The following is a 20,943-nucleotide window of genomic DNA, read 5'->3' on the forward strand; positions in this document are numbered from 1 at the left end:
GTGTAGGCGAATTGCTGTTTGGCTTGAATCGCCAACTCACTCAAAGGCTGCTTCCCGTTTTTTAGTTGTTCAGCAGAAAAGTCGCCATGTGCACGTTTAACGATTATCTGCCCAAACTAGATAGCTCTTCAATAACCAGTTTTAGCTTTGAGGATGGAGTGTTTTCTGGATCAATTAATACAGCGATTTTCTATTGCCCATCACCCGTGCGCAACCCTCCTCTATGTAGTTAGTTGCACTATATAGGCATTAGCAATATTTATTCAAATGTGGGGGCTCAGAAATGTTATGAGTAACAACTCTAAACAATAAAGGGGCATTTTTAAGTTAGTGCATTTTTTGCAACAACTGACCTACCGAGGATTTCTAGGCAGTTGATAGACGAGAACTAAGAACGAACAGTTTAGTTGTTACATTTTTGCCAGAAAATCCCTGGAAAGAGATCGCTTGTTCATCACCGGTACAACAGCTATTTCTCTTCGGCATCATCCCAAGGGGACTTTCGTTCTAGTAAGTCTTTTATGCATTCATTTTCTTTGGGAGGAGCATCCAATACCTCATTGAATGCGTCGAAAGATTGCTGATCCACATTTAAAGAAGTGCAAATTCGATCATATTCTTCTTTCACGTCAGGGTTTTCAAATGCTTTTGCTTTTAAAGCCTCAAGCCTACTCAACTTTTTTAAAGTCCAACTACCATCTCCGTTATCAATCCACTGGATAGCATCTCCTTCATTCCAAGAGAGTTCTTTTTGCAACTCATCAGGTATTACAAAGTAATGTTCACCATGTTCATTTTTTTCAATCTTTACTCGCATACAGTCACTCGTACTAAATCAGTGGTATGTTTAGGTTTATCGCATTACAGAAATTTAGGCAATGACGATAAACGCAAGCTGCTATTGGAAGCAGAACTAAATTATAAAGGGGCATAACAGCCTTCGAAAATTGCTCTAATCTGTGTAGGAGTTAAGGGGTGTTGCCACCCCATCCCCGTACTCATCTATCAAATGAGTACTACTAGTAAACATGCCACGCCACGTAAAATGGCAGCAACATCAATCACCAGTTTAAATGTAGAAGTCGTAATCGAAAACATAACGTTTCCCTTAATCAACTCCCAAGCCGACTTGGGAAGCTATCCCAAAGTTTAACGTCACTGGCCATGACGCCTACGAGTGAGTTTGCAGCTCAAACGCAGGATTGTGAGGGTTGTTGCAGAACCCTCAGCAGACTGTGCAACCACATAACATTGCTCTACTCAAGTTTGTTTACTCCATGGTAAACGCCCTACTTTGTGGAGTTGAAATGTGCAGCCCTATCGCATTAATACTTATCGCACAGCGGGTATTGCAGCGAGTAAATAACATTATATCAACCTGAATGCTAACAAACAAATGGCATATCAATCAGATCAGATGGCTTAATCTGAGAAGTTTCTACCACTAAAGATCCTCACTCTCACCTTCACTGGCTGACTCTATATCTTCTTCAAGTTCCAGTTTTCCCTTGAGTTCTTCATGCTTCTTCTTCATTTCTTTCTCAGAAAGCATAAACTCTCGAGATGAATAGCCGCCGATTCTCTAGACACCTACAACAGATGAATATTTGTAGGTAAATCCGTTCCTCATTATTTTAAATAATTGCACGCACCAAAAACGTTTTGGGGCAGAAACGAGTTATCACGATGCTAGCCCCATTACACTTTGAGCGTGAGAGCGTGTTACTTGATTGGAGTCACAACTGAATTTTCATCTAATAATTCTTGTTGTAGGTCAAACACCCTAAAACGGAGCCTGGCATTCTCAGTCTCTAACAGCTTTCTGGCTTTAATTGCATTATCTCGTTGAATCCTGTACTTGTCTTTCAACTCATTGGCTTTTTTTAATTGGTGTTTTAGCCTATCAAACTCAGATAAAGGGACATCTAGCTCAATATCTAAACCTGTTGCCATGGCCTTATCGCGATTGAGGTTATATTCATCGATAACAGGTTTGGCGTAGGCCACGAAATCTTTGAACTTATGGACGTAGCTATTACCTAGCTGCGCTTCATTATTGATTCGGTTTAACGTGAGCTTGCCCGTAGCCTTAACATGAAGTGGCTTGCCATCTAATAAGCGCTGAAATGCATTGACCAGTAACCCTTCTGCCTTGCAGGTTCCCTTATACTCAACTTTCATAACCATACCGCCTTAATATCATCATTGAAGCTATCAAAAGGAATGCTGTGTTTGACCAACGTTGGTTCAATAGATTGAATTTTCTTCTTTCTGGCATCCAGAATTAATTCATTGGCATAATCGCCCATGTCATTTATCGACCTGAATGAAGCAATGAGGTTATCCCGCTCCCTCGATAGCCTTTTAGCCGCTTTGTCAGTGATTATCTTATGCTTGCAGGGAGCTTCAACAATATCCATCAGGGAGCAAAGGCGCTCACAATTACGGTTGGTGCAGTACCCCCCTGTAGGAAGCAACACAATGGATTTGTCACCTGACCTTACCAAAGAGAACAATTCACTTCGGGACATCACTATTTCTTCCCCCTGTGCTAGCCGCTCGGCTTTATTCTGGGCTATGCGCTCGCCTTCTGCACCACTCAAGGTGTCGGATACATTGTAAATCTCATCCCATGCGTCCACCGCACAGCTTTCAATAGCTTCATTAAATTCACTCATTAACGCTGTATCCATCAGCAAGTGGTTGGTGCGCGCAAGTTCGGAATAATTCGCATACCAGTTGGACATATTAATATTGCGGTGCTTAAGCTGGTATTTTACTGTGAGTGCGTTGCCCAGTCGGTTTTTCACCATAAAGACCACAAAACTCCGCCGTAAATCATGAGGACTAAGCTTAGGTAAACCGCCTCCAACCATTAAACTTCCTGCTCGCTCTGGATTTAACAGGTCGAATTCGTCAACGTCTTCTGCGGTCGCAGTAATGTTGAACTCTTTCATATTCAATGCATCATCAGCACTCTCAATCCTGGGCTTGAACGATTTTTTATTTATGAGCGCTTCACTGTCATAAGGGATGTTAGAAGATATAAAGGCACTCTCAAGGTCTTGTTTCTTTGCATTGTATTGGTCTTGCGTTAGCTGACCATTTTGATAGCCGTCATCCAGTCGCTCTAACTGATATTTCCTTGCGGCTTGCGTAGCATCAAAAGCTAGCTCCAGCGCCAGTTTTGCAATAGGTGCAGTATTCCACGTCGTATAAATCTTTTCGCCCTTATTTCCCTTTGTCGAAAACCCTGAGACCTTGGGTACAGCAGCTAATGTATCGTCATAGCTCTCTTTGTTCATGGAGAGTAGCTCTTCCTTTCGGGCTGCGGAGAACAAACCGACGCAGATAAAACACATCCTGAGCAATGTGCATAACCAATCTCCACGTCTGTAAAACGAAAAATTAGGAATGGCTTTTCGTTCAGGCCACTTACTTGTTCTGCGAGATATTCTAAGGTTGAATGTATGCATTTGCCTCTCATTAAGGGCACTAACACCAAGCGCTTTAAGCTCAGCGTTGAACATTTCATCCTGATAGGTGTAAAGCTTTTCCATCGCTGCTGAAATCTGATGGCGATAGGGGTGATAGGTTTCAACAAACTCAACAACGGTCTTTAAAATACTGACATGAATCGTTTCCGGAAACGCAATTGCCTGACCTTTACCAGCATCAGGTTTAACCCACTGGCTATATTCTCGTTTGTGGACATAACGCGTTACAAGGCCCGCTTTATTCAGTGCATTAATCATAGACGCAATGTGGCTGCACGAGCCTTCTCCGCCAACACCATGTAATGCTTTAGTGCACTTTTTCCACTCTCGCTCGCTCGAAAGTAAACTGAAGTCACTTTTACCCCAACGTGTGGCGATGGCTTTTAATGTATTCCTATACCTTTTCAACGAGCTAACAGCCACATGGGAGTTAGAGTTTGAGGTTTCCTTTTGATATTGAATCAGTGCATAAAGGCAAGACTGAATATCGTGGCGGTACTTCTCATCAATATGCCCAAAAGACAATGTTTTAAAATTCTGGTTCAGGGCGTGAAAATCCCACTCTACATCAAAGACGCGTGACACTCCTTCTCCGTCAGAGTCAAACGCCACATAAGGGTTTTCAGCGAGTTCTTGGCGAAGCGGTATAAGCTTTTCAGACATAAATTACCCCTTAAAAAATTGGCTGGCGCTGGCTCGGTCTTGGTAAAGCGAATGGTAATCGCCATCATCCACCTTTTGTTTTGCTTGAGCGTAGTTTTTTGGTGCTTTTTGTTTCAGCCTGAGAAGGACTTTTTTCAACATCCCCTCCACCACAAAATACTCATCCTTCGGTGCGGAATGACTCGCCACCATCTCTTTGAGGTCTTCGATTTGTTCTAAAAATGACAGCATCAACCAGATATCATTTTCTGACGCCACCAATTTATGGCTGTCACAATCAAAGCAGGCAAGAAAATCCGTGCAACGACCCGTATCTTTGGAAAAATCAATCCCCAACTGCTTCATGCGCCTTGCTTCTGCAACAAGCTTCTCTGGTGTTGCACCTGCGCATTTGATGCCAGTGGGCGTGGTCATTAATGGCTGCTCTTTGCTTTCACGATGACGCAATTTCTTATAATCATAATCAGACAAAATATCGCTGTGCATTACCTTGGAGCCTTCGATGGCTTTGCCAATCTCTTCGCCTTTGGCAACCGCGCTTAACGCGCCAAACGTGGCATTGAGGTTATTATCATGATCTGCCTGAACACCACTCGAGTACCGTTTGGCGACAACATTCACGGAATTATTCAGCCCCTGTGATACAAGGAAGATATCTTCAGTGACTCGCATCAATACATCAGATTTTGTTGCTCTGAATCGACTTGCAGTAACCGTTAAGCCCGTTATCTTTTCAAGCTGAGTATTGATGTAGCCAATATTTGAGCCATGGGTATTGAATGTCCAAACCTCACCGCTGGCACTAAAGAAAGGGCATAGCGGCAGCTCATTTGACAGCTGGATACCCAGTGATTGGTAAATCACCTTCGATGTTTTAAGCCATCGGGTGATCAGTTCTTTGGTTCGCAAGCTAAAGCCAGCGCTATTATCTAAATCCTTATAACCAGCCCTGAACTTCTCACCATCAAAAACAAACCGTCCACTGCCAATACTTTTAAATAAAACGTCCTTATGCTGCACGTTAGCAAGCACCGATGTATTCATGCCTGTCAGCATTGAGAACACGAAAAACCAATTGCGTGATGCCTGATTATAAAATACCTGACGATTAAGCTGCTCAAGTTGAAGCGGGCTACTCTTTATTGTTCCAGCTTGAGGTTTCATGCATTTCTTAAAGCCATGCCTTTTAGTGCCAATTTGAAGTGGTGTCCAGCCATTGCGTCTTGCTTGCTCATTAAACCGCTCTTCATCAAAGAACGGGTGAATCTCTAGCAACTCATTTTTCTCAATCGCTTCCTGAAAGACCACAGCACTTTTAACCAATACCTTTGACAATGGTTTCAGCTCTGTTTCAATATGGAACGCTTTGGACGCTGCAATAGGTTTCGCCGCAACTTCTGGCAGCATCTTAAGGTCAGACTCCCGATTCCACAGCCTTAATAACACTGATAAAGACTTTTGAATCTGCTCCCCTACCGTTACCCGTTCACCTTTTTCGCGTAATTTATTGAAGTGCTTAATACAGTCAATCATGGCTGTAATACTAAAAAGATCACCGCGATAACCAACACCGTCAAGGTATCGAAAGTAGCTAACAAGCCCACTAAAATATGTCTTCTTTGATCTGTTTTCAGGTAAGGATTTGAGCCTTTGGTGAATGTCTCTGACGATATCATCCCGATTTGCTAACTCCACATTCCCTAACTTTATTTGTTCCACTGTCGGGACATTAAGATAGCGTAAGCGATGAGTGTAATCTTTATATCCGTTGCCGCTGAGTAAAACCATATCCTCAAAGCGTAATGGAATGAGGGGTGCGATGGTCTTCTCTATCGTAATTCTGGTGCGCTTTCGCCCTTGATTCATAATGCCCCCTCTAAATCATCAAACGCGCCAATATAGTCCAGTACGTCTTCGTAGATTTCATCGGCAGAGGGCATATCCTGTGCAATTTTCAGGTACTCCATGGTAGTCGCCCGATCTTCATGTCCAAGCAGCGCTGACACCCTATCCAATGCCTCATCGGGTGTGATTGACGGGTTGCCATAATCATCCTTTTTATTTAAAAGGTGACGGAGGATATTTACGGCAAACGTTGAGCGTAAATTATGTATAGAGCCAACAATCGGTTTATCGAGACCTTGGGTTAGGTTTGCAGTGTTACGAATTTCCACCCAGCGCCCAGTAAAGTCTTGTAGCCGTGTAAACATCGGCTTCCCAGACTGGGTAATAAACAGGTATTCCAGTTCAGGGTTAATGGCATCATCACCCTCAAAGAAATGCGTATTACCTTCCTCAACCTGCTCATTGCACCATGCTTTGAATTTCTTGAGGCGCTTTTGATACCTGTCCGACTGCGAGTAATCGTAAAGCATCTTCATCAATGCGGCGGGGATAATGGTAACGCGGCTTTTATTCTTCTCTGCGAAGCCCTCAGCCGTCTTTGTAAATGATTGGTACTTATCACCGACACCCAAATCCATCACAGGTTTTTTAAACACCTCTTTGCCATCCTGAATCATGGTTTCGGGGTTAACTATCTGTCCTAAGTGAAGGCTCGCTGCTTCTTCTCTACGCAATCCAGTATTACGGCAAATCAGTGGGTGGAGGCAAAACTCAATAGGCAATGAGTGTAGTTTATTATTGTCACCATGACGAACCACCTTGCGGGACTTCATTAATATGTTTTGCAGGATGTTCCATTCATTATTGGTAAACGGCTTTAGATCACGGCGCAGATTGCTGAGGCTTGTGCCGCTACTCCGAGATGACTTGGAAAACTTAATCCGCATATCCGTCGTGTGAATCTGCTTACGTTGGTAAGCTTTCATACTTGATGCAGACTCCTCGAAATGGATATTAACTATCTCAAATTGGAAGGGAGGATTATTGAAGCGGATACCTTGTAGAAGGCAGTGCTTATAGAAACCAACGACACTGCTCATATATTGCCTAACGGTAGTTTTAGCCAACACACCATCAATAGCGAGCTGTTTTATACCATCGCGATACTGGTAGGTTAATCGTTCTTGCTTGTTGCGAGGAAATGTACTCCATTCTGGACGAGGGTCATCATAGAGAGGATCAAAGTCTTCTTCATCGTATTCAGCATCCCACTCGGCTTGTTTGTCCAATACAAAACTAAAGTAATGCGCAACCCCCTGCGCATCGGTGCCAAGTTCAAGAACACCATCATCGATTGCTTTCGACAATAAGAACTCATTGACCATATCTAATGGCTGGTAGCTGATTAGGTTATCTTTGTCGTCATACCCAACAATATGGAGTAAGGGAAGTTTCTTAATGGGGATCTTGTTGCCATTAGTACGATAGGTAACCTGAGGCTCGCCATTATCATCAATGGATACCAATGGTTTCTTGTAAACGAAGTTAGGGATAGTTGAAATCTCTACTTCTTTTCGTATTACCTTTTTCTTATTTTTATCAAAATCTAACATACTAAACCTCATGCTATGTACATAATGCATACATAGCATTCTCAACTTTAAAAGTTATTTGTGAGGTTTTAGTCTATCAGGTAAGTTTTGTATGTGGTCTTCCCAATTGATCACGTCGATTTCGTACACCACTTTATTTCTGACGCTTTCGCCGGCGGCGTGCATCGCTGACTTAGAGCCAGTGCGCAGCGGGTGCCATTCGGGCAGTGGCTGGCCTTCTGCCATTAAACGGTAGGCACAGGTGTGCGGTAACCAGGTGAAATCATCGATGTCATCACGAGTCAGCTTGGTGCACTCTTCATGAGACTCAAAGCGATGTTCATAATCGCTGCACGAACAGGTTTTCGTGTTGAGTAAGCTACACGCCACATTGGTGTAGTAGATTTCATCCGTATCTTCATCCATGAGTTTGTGCAGGCAGCACTTGCCGCAGCCATCGCACAGAGATTCCCACTCTTGCTCCGTCATCTGCTCTAACGTTTTTGTTTGCCAAAAGGGTGCGCTCATAGACTCATCTTGGATTAGTTAAAGAAGGGGCGATTTATACCGTCTAGCGGCAAAAACTTCAAGATCTTGTACTGATCGTCTTGATGATTTTTGCTACTATCGCGCCTCAATTTTACTCAGGGGTATCAGGATGGATTGTCGACTCGGTTGCGGGGCTTGCTGTATTGCGCCCAGTATCTCATCACCGATTCCGGGGATGCCAAATGGCAAACCTGCCGGTGTTCGTTGCATTCAGCTCAATGAAGACAATCTCTGCAAGCTGTTTGGCTTACCAGAGCGTCCCAAAGTGTGCGCAGATTTCAAGCCGTGTCCTGTAGTGTGCGGGGCGACCAACCAGCAAGCGATGACCAATATCACCGAGCTTGAGCGTCTGACATAACACTTGGCGTCTGAGGTAACAAAAGCAAACCAAGCACCACGCTCTGTCATGGGTGACAGATAAAAACATGGCCGCAGATGCGGCCATATTGATATTACTTCTGGGTGTAAAATGCAGGGCATTAAATCTTATGTCGCCCGAGCAGTGAATGAGACAGCGTTGTGCCATCCACCAGCTCTAATTCACCACCGACCGGCACACCATGGGCAATGCGACTAGCCGTGACTTGGTGCTCATGACACAACTCGGCAATGTAATGCGCGGTCGCCTCCCCTTCCACCGTTGGGTTGGTCGCAAGAATCACCTCGCTGATATCACCGCGGCGCAGGCGAAAGTCCAACACATCCAAACCGATATCACTCGGCCCAATACCATCAAGGGGCGATAAGTGCCCCATCAACACAAAGTAACGCCCAGAATATTGACCGGTCGCTTCCACCGCTGCGATATCCGCAGGGCTTTCGACTACACAAATTTGTCCATTCTCTTGGCGTTTAGGATTGGTGCAGATATGGCAAACCTCTTCTTCAGTAAAGGTTCGGCATTCCGAGCAATGACCGATTTCCGTCATTGCCTGACTTAACGCGTCGGCGAGTTGCACGCCGCCTTTTCTATCTCGCTGCAATAAATGAAAGGCCATCCGCTGTGCCGACTTGGGGCCAACCCCAGGTAGACAGCGCAAGGCCTCCATTAATTGTTCCAGCATGTGACTGGTACGCATTGACTCTCTTTCTCTATGAATTGTCCGTCATTCTCGTCGATTGCACGTAAACCTGTTACGCGCAGAGTGCGAGATTAGAACGGCATTTTCATACCAGGTGGTAATTGCATACCGCCTGTCACTGACGCCATTTTCTCTTTTTGCGTCTCTTCAACACGACGAGCGGCATCATTGAACGCAGCAGCAATGAGATCTTCTAGCATCTCTTTATCGTCTTCCATCAAGCTCTCGTCGATATCAACGCGGCGAACACTGTGGCTACCAGTAATGGTCACTTTCACAAGTCCAGCGCCCGATTCACCAGTCACTTCCATATTCGCAATTTCTTCTTGAAGCTTTTGCATGCGATCTTGCATTTGCTGGGCCTGCTTCATTAGGTTGCCCATACCGCCTTTACCAAACATGTTTATCTCTCTAGTTTGTCACTATATCGAATTAAATGGGGGCTGAATCAAATGAATTCAACCACCGAAAATTATATCGGTCGTACACTATCGCTATCGAGTTCAGCACCAAAACGCTGCTCGATAAACTGCACGTACTGATCAGCCGCTAGACTGCTAAAAGCTTGCTCAAGCTTGCCTTGATACAGCTTATCTCTTAACTCTAGCGGTGTTTCTCCTTTGTCACCAATCTCGACACTTAACTGGCACTCTTCGCCCAACACTCGATTGAGCTCTGAGAGCAGTTCACTTTGCGCTTTATCCGTGTTGAGGTGAGCCTGCTGTGGACGCAACGTCAGTTGGATAGAGCGACCATCTTTGACGAAATCCGAATTGAGCGCGAGTTGCTCAGTCAACTTAGCTGTATTGAGCTGACTGATGAGCTGCGCCCACTCGCTTCGCTCTAAGCTTTCATTGACGAGTTTATCGACCATCTCTGGCGTCTTCTCGTGCTCGAGCGCTTTTTTCAGCTGCGTGGGTTTCAGTTCCGGCTTTTGCTCATCCACGACTGGTTGGCTTGGCGTCCATTGATAGGGCTCAGGCTTCTCAAGCGATGCGTTGTTTGCCGACTCGTTTCTAGCCATGTGTGCAGCAGGCGACATCTGCGGCGCTCCGGCGTGTTTTTGCGCAACACGTTCGAGCACCGATTCAGGTTTGGCAGATGCCGCTTTAGCCTTTTTTGTTGACGCGCCTGGCGAGCTGCGCCCTTGACGCTGTGAACGCAATTGATGACGCAAACCACTAATGCCGCCGCTCACCCCGCTTGACGCAGGCTTCTGCGTTGGAGGCGGTGTTGGCGCTGCTGGGGCTTGTGGGGCCGAAGCGGGCGTCATCTGTGCATACTCATCTCTGTCATATCCAGACGCGTCATGCATATCGTCATGCGGTGGCATGTCGTAATCGGCCATCGGTGGCTCATACGACGGTGCGCTTGGCATTGGCTGCGATAGCGCTTTAGGCTGAGGTGGTGTCGCTTCAGGCTGAGGTGATACCGCTGGAGAGGACATCGGCGCTTGAGGCGCAGCATGGCTGACTGGTGGCGCTGCATGGCTGACTGGTGGCGCTGCAGATGGCACCGGCGCCTCTGCGACAGGTGCGCTGGACGTTGAGATTATATTGGCTTGCGACACCTCTTGTGGCCTAAATGCCACCATGCGCAACAGCACCATCTCTAAACCAATGCGCTCTGACGGCGCCAACGCGATGTCTTCACGCCCTTTCAACGCAATTTGGTAGAACAGTTGAATATCTTGCGGCGTTAACGCTTTGCTCAGCTGCACGACCTTGTCAGCGTCAGGCTGGCCTTTATCAAGCGAGGATGGCAAAGCCTGCACCATGGCTAATCGATGCAATTGACTGGCGAGTTGTTGCAACAATCCATCCCAATCCACACCGTTTTGCGCCATTTGCTCCACACTCGACATCACCACATCCACCGATTTCGAGCTGATCGCTTGCAGCAGATGCAAGGCTTGATCGGTGTCGAGTGTACCCAACATGTGCGCCACGCTTTCTTGGCTGATACTGCCATTGCCAAGAGCAATCGCTTGGTCAGTCAAACTGAGTGCATCACGCATACTGCCATCCGCCGCATGGGCAATCATACCCAATGCGCGTGCCTCTGCACTCACTTGTTCCTGTGCAAGGATATGATCCAGCTGTTGATGAATGGCATCGACCGTGATCGGCTTAAGATGAAACTGCAGACAGCGCGACAAAATCGTCACAGGCAGTTTTTGCGGATCGGTGGTCGCCAGAATAAACTTCACGTACTCTGGCGGCTCTTCCAATGTTTTCAGCAGCGCGTTAAAGCTATGACGAGAGAGCATGTGCACCTCGTCAATCAGGTACACTTTAAAGCGTCCACGCGCTGGCTTGTACTGGACGTTGTCCAATAACTCTCGAGTATCTTCCACTTTGGTGCGCGACGCCGCGTCGATCTCTAATAGATCCACAAAGCGCCCTTGGTCTATCTCTTGACACGTATCACACTGACCACAAGGGTTGGCAGTAATACCCGTTTCACAATTTAGACCTTTGGCAAACAGTCGCCCAATCGAGGTTTTACCGACACCTCGCGTACCACTGAACAAGTACGCATGGTGGAGACGATTTTGAGCGAGTGCATTTTCAAGCGCCGTCAAAACGTGCGCTTGACCCACCACTTCACTGAATTTGGTTGGACGCCACTTTCGCGCTAAAGCAAGATAACTCATGAATAATTCCGATTAATGACCGTCAAATTCACAGATGCTGTAAACCGTAAGGCCGAGACCTTGCAGACGTTTATCACCACCGATTTCAGGTAGATTGATAACAAACGCCGCATGTTCGACCACGCCACCTAACTGTCTGATCAGTTTGGTGGTCGCTTCGATGGTACCGCCGGTTGCGAGCAAATCGTCCACCACCAGCACCTTGTCACCTTCTGAGATGGCATCGGTATGAATCTCTAGCGTATCAACGCCATACTCCAACTCATAAGATTGAGCGATGGTGTTGCGTGGTAGTTTGCCCGGTTTACGCACAGGGACAAAACCCACACCAAGCTCCAACGCCAACGGTGCACCAAACAAGAAGCCACGTGCTTCTGTACCAACGACTTTGGTAAAGCCTTGATCTTTATATTTATCCACTAAAAGTTGGATCGTGGCTTGGTAGGCTTTGGCGTTCTCCATCAAGCTCGTGACATCACGGAATAGAATGCCTGGCTTTGGATAGTCTGGAATGCTTTTGATGCTAGATTTGATGAATGCGATCGTTTCAGTTGTCATAGTTCATTACTTACTTTGGCTAAGTGGGCGCCTATCATTGTTATCATCGGCCACTTAATAATGGGTTTTGTGCCACTCGGATCCGGTATCTGACCAAATCACTGACTAAAATACGGTTCGTATAAAAAACAAACGCCCACCAATAGAGTGGGCACACTTCTGGGTAATCTTAGTGATTTTCTTCTCTATCGGCAAGCGGCTCCATCACAGGAAGACGCAAGAACCAACTGAGTAAAATCACCAGCATCACCACCAACATCACTTTCAGCCATAGGTGAGGGACAACCCAAATTGAGAAGCTAAAACTGAGTACCATCGCGAGAGCGCCGCGCTGTTTTACACCGCGCGTTACCGCCCGGTTCTGATGCCAATTGATAATGATAGGCCCAAACGTCGGGTGTTGATGAAGCCAGCGGTGAAAACGCGGACTGCTGCGCATAAAACAGGCGCTAGAGAGCAAAATAAACGGTGTAGTAGGAAGAACGGGAAGGAAGATGCCCAGTATGCCTAGGCATAAACTGAGCACACCAACAACATAGAAAAAGAATCTGCGTAGAGGAATGGTATGCTCCAGAACTGCGTTAGAAGCCTGCGTATCCGTTGAACACGCGAATCCAAGTCAAGGTCGCGGGAAGCGTTGGGATCAACAGGGCTGCAATAAAGCCTAAAAAGTAAAAAATATTATACGGTTCTTTAAAATCTTTGTCTGCCATGGGCTGCTTCTCTTTTGGTAGGTGGCGATACGTTTCTTTCAATAATGAAAGTCCCATTAACGCAAGTGCTGCCCTGCGTTTTAGGGTTATTTTTGTTTGGCGAGACTATACCTTAATGGTTAAAGCATAAACACCGAGCAGGTGTAAGGTTATTGATGAAATGAGAGGGAGTAACCCATCAACCCCAAAGACGAATTAGGCCTTTGGGATTGATCACTATTTGGGGAAATACATGAATGCGTTTAAGCGCTGCCACCACGGAAGATGTCTAAAGTAAAGCTGCTAGAACCTAGGCGGCTTAGGGATAACTGACACGCCGACTGTATCGAGAGATCGGTGGTGATGAAGTTTTTGGCGCAGTTTTCTCCCAACTTGACGCCAGAAGGGATATGTTGAGATTGGTACCCATTCGACCACTGTGCATCCAGCCCGGCAGGCAGCAGAGACAGCTTTCCTGAGCAGAGATCTGCCACCCCAAACAAGGCTTTCACCGGTACGCCGCAGTCGGAGCACTGCATGCCTTTCTCTAGAATATCCGCCAGATCTTTCAAATCCGCATTGAAGGATTTGAGGTTACGCAGATAATCATGGAACAAAGCGCGAACCAGCAGCGTCGCTGCTGGGCCATGATGATGGCTACTGGCCGAATCCACCAAATAGAAAGCAAACTGACCGTTCATAAGCCAGGCATAATCAAACACCAAAGGCATCACATCCGTCGATTGCAGTAAGCGGTAACTGCACTTCCAATCCCCTTGTGCGGTGTCTTTGTCTGGCAACAGCGCATGGAGTAAATCTTTGGCCGCACTTGGGTTATCCTCTAGAAACTCTAAGTGCCAATGAAGCTCTTGCTCCTCAGGCATATCCCCGCTATCGACACGAAACCACTGACTGGAAAAATCCCTGAGATCACTGAGGTGGTTGTCCGAATCCTCCAACGTCACTTCAATGGCGTTGGCGAGGTGTTCATAATTGGAAATCGGTTTAGGAAGGAAATCTTTGATGCCGTAACGCAGCGCCTTCGCCACATCAGACATCTCATCGGTCGCCGATACAACAATAAGCGGCATAGACGGGTACTCTAGGCTCACCTCCTCGACAAATTCGATACCATCAAGCACCGGCATCGACAGATCACATAAAATGAGGTCGGGGGAATGTTCCCTCAACTGTTTTAAACCTTCTAAGCCATCTGAAGCCTCGACGACTTCATAACCTTGTGCGGTTAGAAATCCCGTCGTAATGCGACGAAAGATAGGATCGTCATCAACGACCATAATGAGCTTTTGACTTGCAGCCAGTCGCGGATTCACCACCGAGGCCACCTGAACTGATTTGTGCATAAACCTTGCCTCACCCAAATTTGGATTATCAACATTATTGTTATTATTAACTGCGTGTTTGAAACACTTCTTAAAAAGTAGTCGCCACGGCCCATTTATACAAATATTCCACCGTAAATGAGGGATAGCTACTATATGTATGAATCCGGTAAGATCGGTGAAGTTGTTGATGTGCCTCAAGCTTTGACATGATATATAAAGATAAATTACCTAAATTCGTAACCAAAGTGTGTTCGACAGAATGAAATTAGATGATCTCAACCTATTTAGACTGGTGGTAGAAAATGGAAGCTATACCGCAACTTCCCGTAAAACCATGATTCCGGTCGCCACGATCACTCGACGAATTCAAGCGCTGGAAGACTCACTTAACCTTCGCTTGCTCAATCGACATGCAAGAAAGCTGTCACTGACTGAGGCGGGTGAGCGCTTTTTCAATGAGTGCTCTCCCCTGCTCAACCGTCTGACGATGACAGCAGAGGAGATCTCTGATGAATGTCGTGGCGCTGCGGGTAAAATTCGTATTACCTCTCCTTCCAATCTAACCAAACGCATGATGATGCCGATGTTCAATGCGTTTATGCTTCAATACCCTGATATCCATATAGAGCTTGATACCAGCACGCAATCCGACCACCTTGACCCCACCGAGTGGGATGTCATTTTCCGAGTGGGGCCGCAGCGAGATTCAAGCCTGATTGCACGTAAAATTAGCTCGGTCAAAGACATTTTGGTTGCCAGCCCAACGTATTTGCGCCTACATCCTGCACCGAAACACGCCGAAGAGTTGAGCCAGCATGCACTGCTCAAAGGTTCGCCGCTGCTCAAATGGCAACTCAAAAATCACAATGGCGAAGTGGTGGTCAATAATGATAAAGGCCGCTTCCAAGCCAATACGCTCAATGTCGTTCGCAGCGCATGTTCTGAAGGGCTTGGCATTACGCTCATGCCGGATGTGATGATTCGCGAGTACATTGAGGATGGCAGTCTTGTCCAAGTACTCGATGACTGGATCGCTAACCCTCGTGATATTTATATGCTGTATAACCACAAAGATCACTTACCGGAGAAAGTCCGTTTATTCATCGACTTTGTGATCGCGTTCAACCTGCATTAAAAAAGCGCCTGATTGTTTTCAATCAGGCGCTTTTCTTTCCCTATTTGCCCGTCAAGGATTACAAATACTCGACGAATTTACTCAACTCGCGATGGGGCACTTTCATTGGCTCACTATCGGGCGTACCAAGATAGAGGAATCCGACGATTTGATCTTCTCCCTGCAAGCCAAAAGCTTGATGCACATTCGGGTGGAACATCCAAGGGCCAGAGCGCCAGAACCCTTGGAAGCCCTGTGCAACCGCCGCCATCTGCATCGCTTGCACGGCACAACCTGCAGATAGGTGCTGCTCAAGTGCTGGCACTTTGTCGTGCTCCGTCACTTTGGCAATCACGGTGATCACCATAGGCGCGCGAAAAGGCGCATTTTTCACTTTTTCAAGCACAGCGTCATCACTATTGTCTGCCACCGCAGCGCGGTGCAAAATCGCAGACAGCTTATTGAGACCTTCCCCTTGAGCAATCACGAAACGCCACGGCGTCAACCCAGCATGATCCGGCGCGCGCAGGCCTGCGCGAATGATGTTTTCTAATGCGACTCCCTCAGGAGCCGGGGCAGACAGTTTGCCGACTGAGCGACGGTTGAGCAGTAAATCAAGCGCATCCATTTGATATCCTTAATGATTATATTCGAGACACTCGCCAGCCTATGGTTGGCTGCTTATCGTTATAAATAGTAACGCGTCAAACAAAAAAAGCGAGCCTATTACCCAGGCTCGCTTTTTATTTTGAGAAAAAACTAGTTGCTGTAGAAGGGCTTATCCAAACCCGCACGTGTTAACAGCCCATCGCATGGCGCGAATCGGTCCCCGTATTTTTGTGCGTGGTCGTTCATGATATCCACCAGCTTCTTCACGCCAATTTGGTCCATGTAGCGGAAAGGGCCACCTAAGAATGGAGGAAAACCAATACCGAAAATCGCCCCGATGTCACCATCTCTAGGGCTACGGATGATGCCCTCGTCCAGACAGCGGACCGCTTCGTTGAGCATCGGCAGCACACAGCGCATGGCGATGTCTTTCTCAGCAAGGTTAGATTCCGGGGTCAATTTCAGCAGTTTGTACACGGACTTATCGACCTCTTTCTTTTTCCCTTTGTAGGTGTAGAAGCCTTTGCCACTCTTGCGCCCTTTGCGGCCATCATTGAGTAAGATGTCAAACACATCTGGGCCTTGAAAACGCGCGCCGAGCTCTTTGACCAAGATAGGCATAATTTTCGCGCCGATATCGACGCCAACTTCATCCAACAACGTAATCGGACCGACTGGGAAGCCGAAGTTAAGCAGCGCTTTATCTAACTGTTCAATCGGTTCACCCGCCATCAGTACTTGCGCCGCTTCATTCATGTAAGGCGCTAAAATACGGTTAACGTAAAAGCCTGCGCAATCTTTGACCACAATCGGCGTTTTGCCTTGCTTGCGAGCAAAAGCGACCACAGTGGCAACCGTTTCATCCGACGTGCCTTCGTGTGGGATCACCTCAACCAGCGGCATTTTTTCCACCGGGCTGAAGTAGTGCAACCCGACGACTTTCTCAGGGTGCTTAGCCTCGGCGGCAATTTGGTGGATCGGCAATGATGACGTATTGGTCGCAAAAATAGTTTCTGCATGGCCATTGGCTTCCACATCCGCCACCATTTGCTGCTTGAGCGTCAAATCTTCAAATACCGCTTCAATCACGATGTCTGTGTTTTTAAAGCCGGTAAAATCGGTGCCACCCGACAGCTGCACCATTTTCGATTGCAGTTGCGCTTTGGAAAGAATGCGACGTTGACGCTGCTTGTCGAACAACTTGTAGTTGTATTGCAAAGCGTTAAGAACGCCATCGTTTGACACATCTTTTATCCGGACAGGAACTTTCGCTTTCGCCACACTGACGTGACTAATGCCCGCCCCCATCAAGCCACCACCTAGCACGGCGGCACGCTGAATCTTACGCGGCGTAGCATCACTGCCGTTGTCTTTTTTCATTTCAGTGGTCGCAAAGAAAATCGAGCGCAGTGCCTTCGATTCTGAAGTCATCACCAACTCACCAAAGCGCTGCGCTTCTTTCTGTAACCCTTTATCGAAGCCGTGCTCAAGCCCGTAGCGAATGACGTCTAAAATCGCCTCTGCCGCTGGGTAATTGCCGCGCGTTTTGGCGTGGGTTTTCTTGGCAGCTTGTTCAAAGATCACCTTGCGGCCCAACCCGGTGTGCGCCATCAGCTTTTCTTTAGTCGATGCTTTTTTGCCACTTTTTCGCTTCGGCGATGATTTTTCAATCAAGCCTTTCGCCACATCGAGCAAGATAGTCTGCGGCACCACCGCATCCACCACGCCCAATTTGCCCGCTTTTTTCGCTCGCAACTGTTTACCGGTCAAAATCAAATCCAGTGATGGCAGCAAACCAATCAAACGAGGCAGTCTTTGCGTGCCGCCCGAGCCTGGCAAAAGTCCAAGTTGAACTTCAGGTAGACCCAGTCTCGTCGCATCATCATCACTACAAACACGATAATCACACGCCAAAGCAAGCTCTAAGCCGCCGCCCAAACACGGACCATGAATCGCCGCGACAACAGGAAAAGGCAGATCCGATAATGTCGCGAACATCTTCTGACCTTGTTGCGCTAACGCTTGTGCTTCTGCAGCACTTTGACAGGCGTCTAACATACGTACATCGGCGCCAGCAATAAAGTTGTCCGGCTTGAGTGAGTGGACCACCATGCCTTTGAGGGTAGACTGCTTGTCACCGAGCTCATCAAAGATAGCGGCCATTTCATCGGCAAACGCCGCTTGCAGCGTGTTCATTTTCTCGCCGGGCACATCAATCGCCAGCCAAGCGATGTTTTGCTCATCAATGGTTAAGTTAAATGCTTTTTGCTCACTCATTATTCGACCTCCAGAACCATTGCTGCGCCCAATCCACCTGCTGCACAGGCGGTATTCAATGCCAATCCACCGCCACGGCGTTGCAACTCACGCAGCGTTTGCGTAATCATGCGAGCGCCCGTCGCCGCGAATGGGTGTCCGTAGGCAATCGAACCACCTAGAACGTTAAACTTATCCATATCAATCTCACCGATGGCTTTTGAGCGACCCAATTTCTCTTGGGCAAACTTATCGCTCGCAAACATCTTCACGTTCGATAGCGCCTGAGCGGCGAACGCTTCGTGCATATCGATCAAGGTCAAATCAGACAGCGTAATACCCGCTCGGTCGAGTGCAACCGGTGTGGCGTACGATGGCCCCATCAACATGTCGGTTTCAACGCCAATCGCCGAGAAGGCGTAAGAACGGATGTAACCCATGATCTCAAGCCCAAGCTCCTTAGCGCGCCCTTCTCGCATCAACATAATGGCGGCGGCGCCGTCCGTCAGTGGCGTACTGTTTGCCGCTGTCACGCTACCAAACTTACGATCGAATGCAGGACGAAGCTTGGCGTAGCCTTCTAAGGTCGAATCGCGGCGAATATTGTTGTCTTCGGCGATCCATTTTTTGTAGGGCTCTGGGAAAGCGGTCATCACTTCGTCGCGAATTTTCCCTTCTTCCCACGCTTTTGCCGCTAGCGTATGCGAACGGTGCGCTAACGCGTCTTGCTCTTGGCGAGAAATGCCGTGTGATTTCGCCATTTGCTCCGCCGTTTGCCCCATAGAAAGACCGGTGGAATATTCAGCGACCGCTGGTGGCACCGGCATGAGATCTTTCAATGACAAAGTTTTAAGAATGTTAAGCTTTTGACCTAGCGTCTTCGTTTTGCTGAGCGCCAGCAAGTTCGCGGCGAGCTTTTTCGAGACACCAATAGGCAGCACAGACGATGAATCCGCGCCACCGGCAATACCGATATCAATCGTGCCGGACATAATGCTTTCCGCCACATTCACGGCGGATTGGAAACTGGTCGCACAGGCGCGAGTCACACTGTAGGCGTCGGTATGAATGTTCATCCCGGTGCCCAGTACAATTTCTCGGGCAATGTTGGGGGCCTCTGGCATTTGAACCACTTGGCCAAACACCACCTGATCGATCAACGCAGGATCGATGTCCGTTTTGGCCAACATATCGCTGACCACCATTTTGCCCAGATCCACCGCGGGGACCTGGCTAAATTCCGTACTTTGACGTGCAAACGGCGTGCGTAAACCGGCAACGATGGCGATGCGTTCGCCCGAGCGGGTCTTTAATTCCTGCTTGCCCATTGTTTCTCCTTAATCATGAGAGGTCTGACCACGCCATTGTAACGAGATTGTTAAAGCAATCAAACGGCCGTTTAAATAAACGTGATTTATGATGGAAAAGTAGCAGAGGGTTTGGAGGCGGTAAATGGGAGTAAAGTCAGGAAAAGGAAAAGGAAAAGGAAAAGACTGGTTAACACAACACAAGGAGGAGTAAACCCTGCATTTTTCTTGGGCGGATGGATTAGGTGTTAACCAGTCTTTTAGTTAGAGTACACGTTCAAGCTGTCACGCAGCTGTCATTGAACAATGCGGTGAATCGCGTAGTTAACTCATCATCCACAAAGGGATCGTGGCACTTGAGAGCAGTTGGTTAGTTACGCCCCCAAACACCTTCTGATGAAGCTTCTGGTGTGCAAACGCGCCGGCAACGACGACATCCGCTTTGATTTCACTGGCCACCTCAAGCAACTGCGAGGCTGTGTTTCTTCTCGCTCGGGTAAACGTCAAACATTCCGCATCCACTCCGTGTCGTGCAAGGTAGGTAGCGAGATCGATTTGCGTCGGCTTTTTCGCTAATGAGCGCTCACTGGTCGCAACCACGACATTATCGACAAGTTTGAGCAGCGGTAATGAAGAACTTACTGCGTTTGCTGCTGCTTCATCGCCATTCCACGCAATCATTACCGTCTTCGGTGCAAAATGCGTCTGCGTCCTCGGCATCACTAGAACCGGTTTGCCGCCATGCTCTATCGCCGCTTCAAAGCTGACGCTTGTGCGCCCTGTTAGTGATTTAGGAATAATGATGATGTCCGATACTTTACCGCGCTCCGCCACCACCTCACCACGATAGCCAAAAATATCATGCCAAGTGGCACTGGTTTGGTTGAGACTCGACTCGCCCTCCACCACGTTAAGTGATTGACATAGCTCAGAAAATCGCAACTTAGCTTGCGACATATCATTACTGACGTAGTCGCGAACAATTTTACCTATCTGGTCATAGAATTTGCGTGACACGAGCCGCTGCTCGTGGGGCATCAGTTGCTCAGACCCCACTTGTGCGTGCAATACATCCAAGTGTGCCAGAAAAAACTTGGCCACATGTAAGCCTCCCTCGAGGCGGGTATCTCCATCCTCTTGCGAGGCAAAAGGCATGATGATCGATTTAATAGACATC

At 47.5% G+C, this 20,943-nt stretch carries 19 protein-coding genes; 2 read left to right on the forward strand and 17 right to left on the reverse strand.

From position 1 onward, the window contains the following. Nucleotides 1-469: 469 nt before the first annotated feature. From AC6R10_RS01905 to AC6R10_RS01930, 6 genes are all read right to left on the reverse strand, one after another. Nucleotides 470-817, reverse strand: coding sequence for a hypothetical protein (locus AC6R10_RS01905; protein WP_500629107.1), 348 nt, complete (start codon nt 815-817; stop codon nt 470-472). A gap of 905 nt (nt 818-1,722) precedes the next feature. Beyond that, nucleotides 1,723-2,181, reverse strand: coding sequence for a hypothetical protein (locus AC6R10_RS01910; RefSeq protein ID WP_500628083.1), 459 nt, complete (start codon nt 2,179-2,181; stop codon nt 1,723-1,725). After that, nucleotides 2,178-4,160 (reverse strand): hypothetical protein, encoded by a 1,983-nt coding sequence (locus tag AC6R10_RS01915; RefSeq protein ID WP_500628084.1) that lies wholly within the window; start codon nt 4,158-4,160, stop codon nt 2,178-2,180. The genes AC6R10_RS01910 and AC6R10_RS01915 overlap by 4 nt, the downstream gene beginning before the upstream one ends. A 3-nt stretch (nt 4,161-4,163) precedes the next feature. After that, nucleotides 4,164-6,026: a hypothetical protein gene (locus tag AC6R10_RS01920; RefSeq protein ID WP_500628085.1), complete on the reverse strand. Its 1,863-nt coding sequence runs from the start codon at nt 6,024-6,026 to the stop codon at nt 4,164-4,166. Further along, nucleotides 6,023-7,618, reverse strand: coding sequence for a site-specific integrase (locus tag AC6R10_RS01925; protein ID WP_500628086.1), 1,596 nt, complete (start codon nt 7,616-7,618; stop codon nt 6,023-6,025). The genes AC6R10_RS01920 and AC6R10_RS01925 overlap by 4 nt, the downstream gene beginning before the upstream one ends. A gap of 54 nt (nt 7,619-7,672) precedes the next feature. Further along, a complete protein-coding gene (locus AC6R10_RS01930; RefSeq protein ID WP_500628087.1) occupies nt 7,673-8,125 on the reverse strand; it encodes a YcgN family cysteine cluster protein in 453 nt (150 codons plus the stop codon). Nucleotides 8,126-8,255: 130 nt separating this feature from the next. On the opposite strand from AC6R10_RS01930, the gene AC6R10_RS01935 reads away from it, so the two are divergent. After that, a complete protein-coding gene (locus AC6R10_RS01935) occupies nt 8,256-8,504 on the forward strand; it encodes a YkgJ family cysteine cluster protein (protein WP_500625797.1) in 249 nt (82 codons plus the stop codon). A gap of 121 nt (nt 8,505-8,625) precedes the next feature. On the opposite strand, the gene recR is transcribed toward AC6R10_RS01935, so the two are convergent. The 7 genes from recR to AC6R10_RS01970 all read right to left on the reverse strand — a co-directional run bounded on the left by recR (nt 8,626) and on the right by AC6R10_RS01970 (nt 14,498). Continuing rightward, nucleotides 8,626-9,225, reverse strand: coding sequence for a recombination mediator RecR (gene recR, locus AC6R10_RS01940; RefSeq protein WP_334551065.1), 600 nt, complete (start codon nt 9,223-9,225; stop codon nt 8,626-8,628). Nucleotides 9,226-9,299: 74 nt separating this feature from the next. After that, nucleotides 9,300-9,629 carry a YbaB/EbfC family nucleoid-associated protein gene (locus AC6R10_RS01945; protein WP_005380618.1) on the reverse strand — a complete coding sequence of 110 codons (330 nt, stop codon included), beginning with the start codon at nt 9,627-9,629 and terminating at the stop codon, nt 9,300-9,302. 71 nt (nt 9,630-9,700) lie between these two features. Further along, nucleotides 9,701-11,884, reverse strand: a complete 2,184-nt coding sequence (dnaX, locus tag AC6R10_RS01950) for a DNA polymerase III subunit gamma/tau (RefSeq protein ID WP_500671301.1) — start codon at nt 11,882-11,884, stop codon at nt 9,701-9,703. Nucleotides 11,885-11,896: 12 nt separating this feature from the next. Further along, the gene (gene apt / locus AC6R10_RS01955; RefSeq protein WP_334551070.1) at nt 11,897-12,442 is read right to left on the reverse strand and encodes an adenine phosphoribosyltransferase; all 546 of its coding nucleotides are present in this window, start codon (nt 12,440-12,442) and stop codon (nt 11,897-11,899) included. A gap of 169 nt (nt 12,443-12,611) precedes the next feature. Continuing rightward, nucleotides 12,612-13,016, reverse strand: coding sequence for a YbaN family protein (locus AC6R10_RS01960; protein WP_500671444.1), 405 nt, complete (start codon nt 13,014-13,016; stop codon nt 12,612-12,614). A 7-nt stretch (nt 13,017-13,023) separates the two neighbouring features. Then, the gene (locus tag AC6R10_RS01965; RefSeq protein WP_334551071.1) at nt 13,024-13,155 is read right to left on the reverse strand and encodes a hypothetical protein; all 132 of its coding nucleotides are present in this window, start codon (nt 13,153-13,155) and stop codon (nt 13,024-13,026) included. Nucleotides 13,156-13,397: 242 nt separating this feature from the next. Then, nucleotides 13,398-14,498 (reverse strand): response regulator, encoded by a 1,101-nt coding sequence (locus AC6R10_RS01970; protein WP_500629916.1) that lies wholly within the window; start codon nt 14,496-14,498, stop codon nt 13,398-13,400. A 241-nt stretch (nt 14,499-14,739) separates the two neighbouring features. Here AC6R10_RS01970 and AC6R10_RS01975 point away from each other — a divergent pair, with 241 nt between their 5' ends. Continuing rightward, nucleotides 14,740-15,615: a LysR family transcriptional regulator gene (locus AC6R10_RS01975; protein ID WP_500625794.1), complete on the forward strand. Its 876-nt coding sequence runs from the start codon at nt 14,740-14,742 to the stop codon at nt 15,613-15,615. A 58-nt stretch (nt 15,616-15,673) separates the two neighbouring features. Here AC6R10_RS01975 and AC6R10_RS01980 read toward each other — a convergent pair whose 3' ends face one another. From AC6R10_RS01980 to AC6R10_RS01995, 4 genes are all read right to left on the reverse strand, one after another. Further along, nucleotides 15,674-16,222 carry an NAD(P)H nitroreductase gene (locus tag AC6R10_RS01980; RefSeq protein WP_487903248.1) on the reverse strand — a complete coding sequence of 183 codons (549 nt, stop codon included), beginning with the start codon at nt 16,220-16,222 and terminating at the stop codon, nt 15,674-15,676. 131 nt (nt 16,223-16,353) lie between these two features. Then, nucleotides 16,354-18,480: a fatty acid oxidation complex subunit alpha FadJ gene (gene fadJ, locus AC6R10_RS01985; protein WP_500671302.1), complete on the reverse strand. Its 2,127-nt coding sequence runs from the start codon at nt 18,478-18,480 to the stop codon at nt 16,354-16,356. Next, the gene (gene fadI, locus AC6R10_RS01990; protein ID WP_334551079.1) at nt 18,480-19,787 is read right to left on the reverse strand and encodes an acetyl-CoA C-acyltransferase FadI; all 1,308 of its coding nucleotides are present in this window, start codon (nt 19,785-19,787) and stop codon (nt 18,480-18,482) included. Before fadI ends, fadJ begins: the two co-directional genes overlap by 1 nt. 303 nt (nt 19,788-20,090) lie before the next feature. Further along, nucleotides 20,091-20,942: a universal stress protein gene (locus tag AC6R10_RS01995; RefSeq protein WP_500638375.1), complete on the reverse strand. Its 852-nt coding sequence runs from the start codon at nt 20,940-20,942 to the stop codon at nt 20,091-20,093. Nucleotide 20,943 lies beyond the last annotated feature (1 nt).

The organism is Vibrio sp. R12-SG2-ISO1 (assembly GCF_059834045.1).

Bases quoted from the DNA above. Each gene is read 5' to 3' on its own strand.
- AC6R10_RS01905 (WP_500629107.1), bottom strand. From the start codon at position 817: ATGCGAGTAAAGATTGAAAAAAATGAACATGGTGAACATTACTTTGTA.
- AC6R10_RS01910 (WP_500628083.1), bottom strand. From the start codon at position 2,181: ATGAAAGTTGAGTATAAGGGAACCTGCAAGGCAGAAGGGTTACTGGTC.
- AC6R10_RS01915 (WP_500628084.1), bottom strand. From the start codon at position 4,160: ATGTCTGAAAAGCTTATACCGCTTCGCCAAGAACTCGCTGAAAACCCT.
- AC6R10_RS01920 (WP_500628085.1), bottom strand. From the start codon at position 6,026: ATGAATCAAGGGCGAAAGCGCACCAGAATTACGATAGAGAAGACCATC.
- AC6R10_RS01925 (WP_500628086.1), bottom strand. From the start codon at position 7,618: ATGTTAGATTTTGATAAAAATAAGAAAAAGGTAATACGAAAAGAAGTA.
- AC6R10_RS01930 (WP_500628087.1), bottom strand. From the start codon at position 8,125: ATGAGCGCACCCTTTTGGCAAACAAAAACGTTAGAGCAGATGACGGAG.
- AC6R10_RS01935 (WP_500625797.1), top strand. From the start codon at position 8,256: ATGGATTGTCGACTCGGTTGCGGGGCTTGCTGTATTGCGCCCAGTATC.
- recR (WP_334551065.1), bottom strand. From the start codon at position 9,225: ATGCGTACCAGTCACATGCTGGAACAATTAATGGAGGCCTTGCGCTGT.
- AC6R10_RS01945 (WP_005380618.1), bottom strand. From the start codon at position 9,629: ATGTTTGGTAAAGGCGGTATGGGCAACCTAATGAAGCAGGCCCAGCAA.
- dnaX (WP_500671301.1), bottom strand. From the start codon at position 11,884: ATGAGTTATCTTGCTTTAGCGCGAAAGTGGCGTCCAACCAAATTCAGT.
- apt (WP_334551070.1), bottom strand. From the start codon at position 12,442: ATGACAACTGAAACGATCGCATTCATCAAATCTAGCATCAAAAGCATT.
- AC6R10_RS01965 (WP_334551071.1), bottom strand. From the start codon at position 13,155: ATGGCAGACAAAGATTTTAAAGAACCGTATAATATTTTTTACTTTTTA.
- AC6R10_RS01970 (WP_500629916.1), bottom strand. From the start codon at position 14,498: ATGCACAAATCAGTTCAGGTGGCCTCGGTGGTGAATCCGCGACTGGCT.
- AC6R10_RS01975 (WP_500625794.1), top strand. From the start codon at position 14,740: ATGAAATTAGATGATCTCAACCTATTTAGACTGGTGGTAGAAAATGGA.
- AC6R10_RS01980 (WP_487903248.1), bottom strand. From the start codon at position 16,222: ATGGATGCGCTTGATTTACTGCTCAACCGTCGCTCAGTCGGCAAACTG.
- fadJ (WP_500671302.1), bottom strand. From the start codon at position 18,480: ATGAGTGAGCAAAAAGCATTTAACTTAACCATTGATGAGCAAAACATC.
- fadI (WP_334551079.1), bottom strand. From the start codon at position 19,787: ATGGGCAAGCAGGAATTAAAGACCCGCTCGGGCGAACGCATCGCCATC.
- AC6R10_RS01995 (WP_500638375.1), bottom strand. From the start codon at position 20,942: ATGTCTATTAAATCGATCATCATGCCTTTTGCCTCGCAAGAGGATGGA.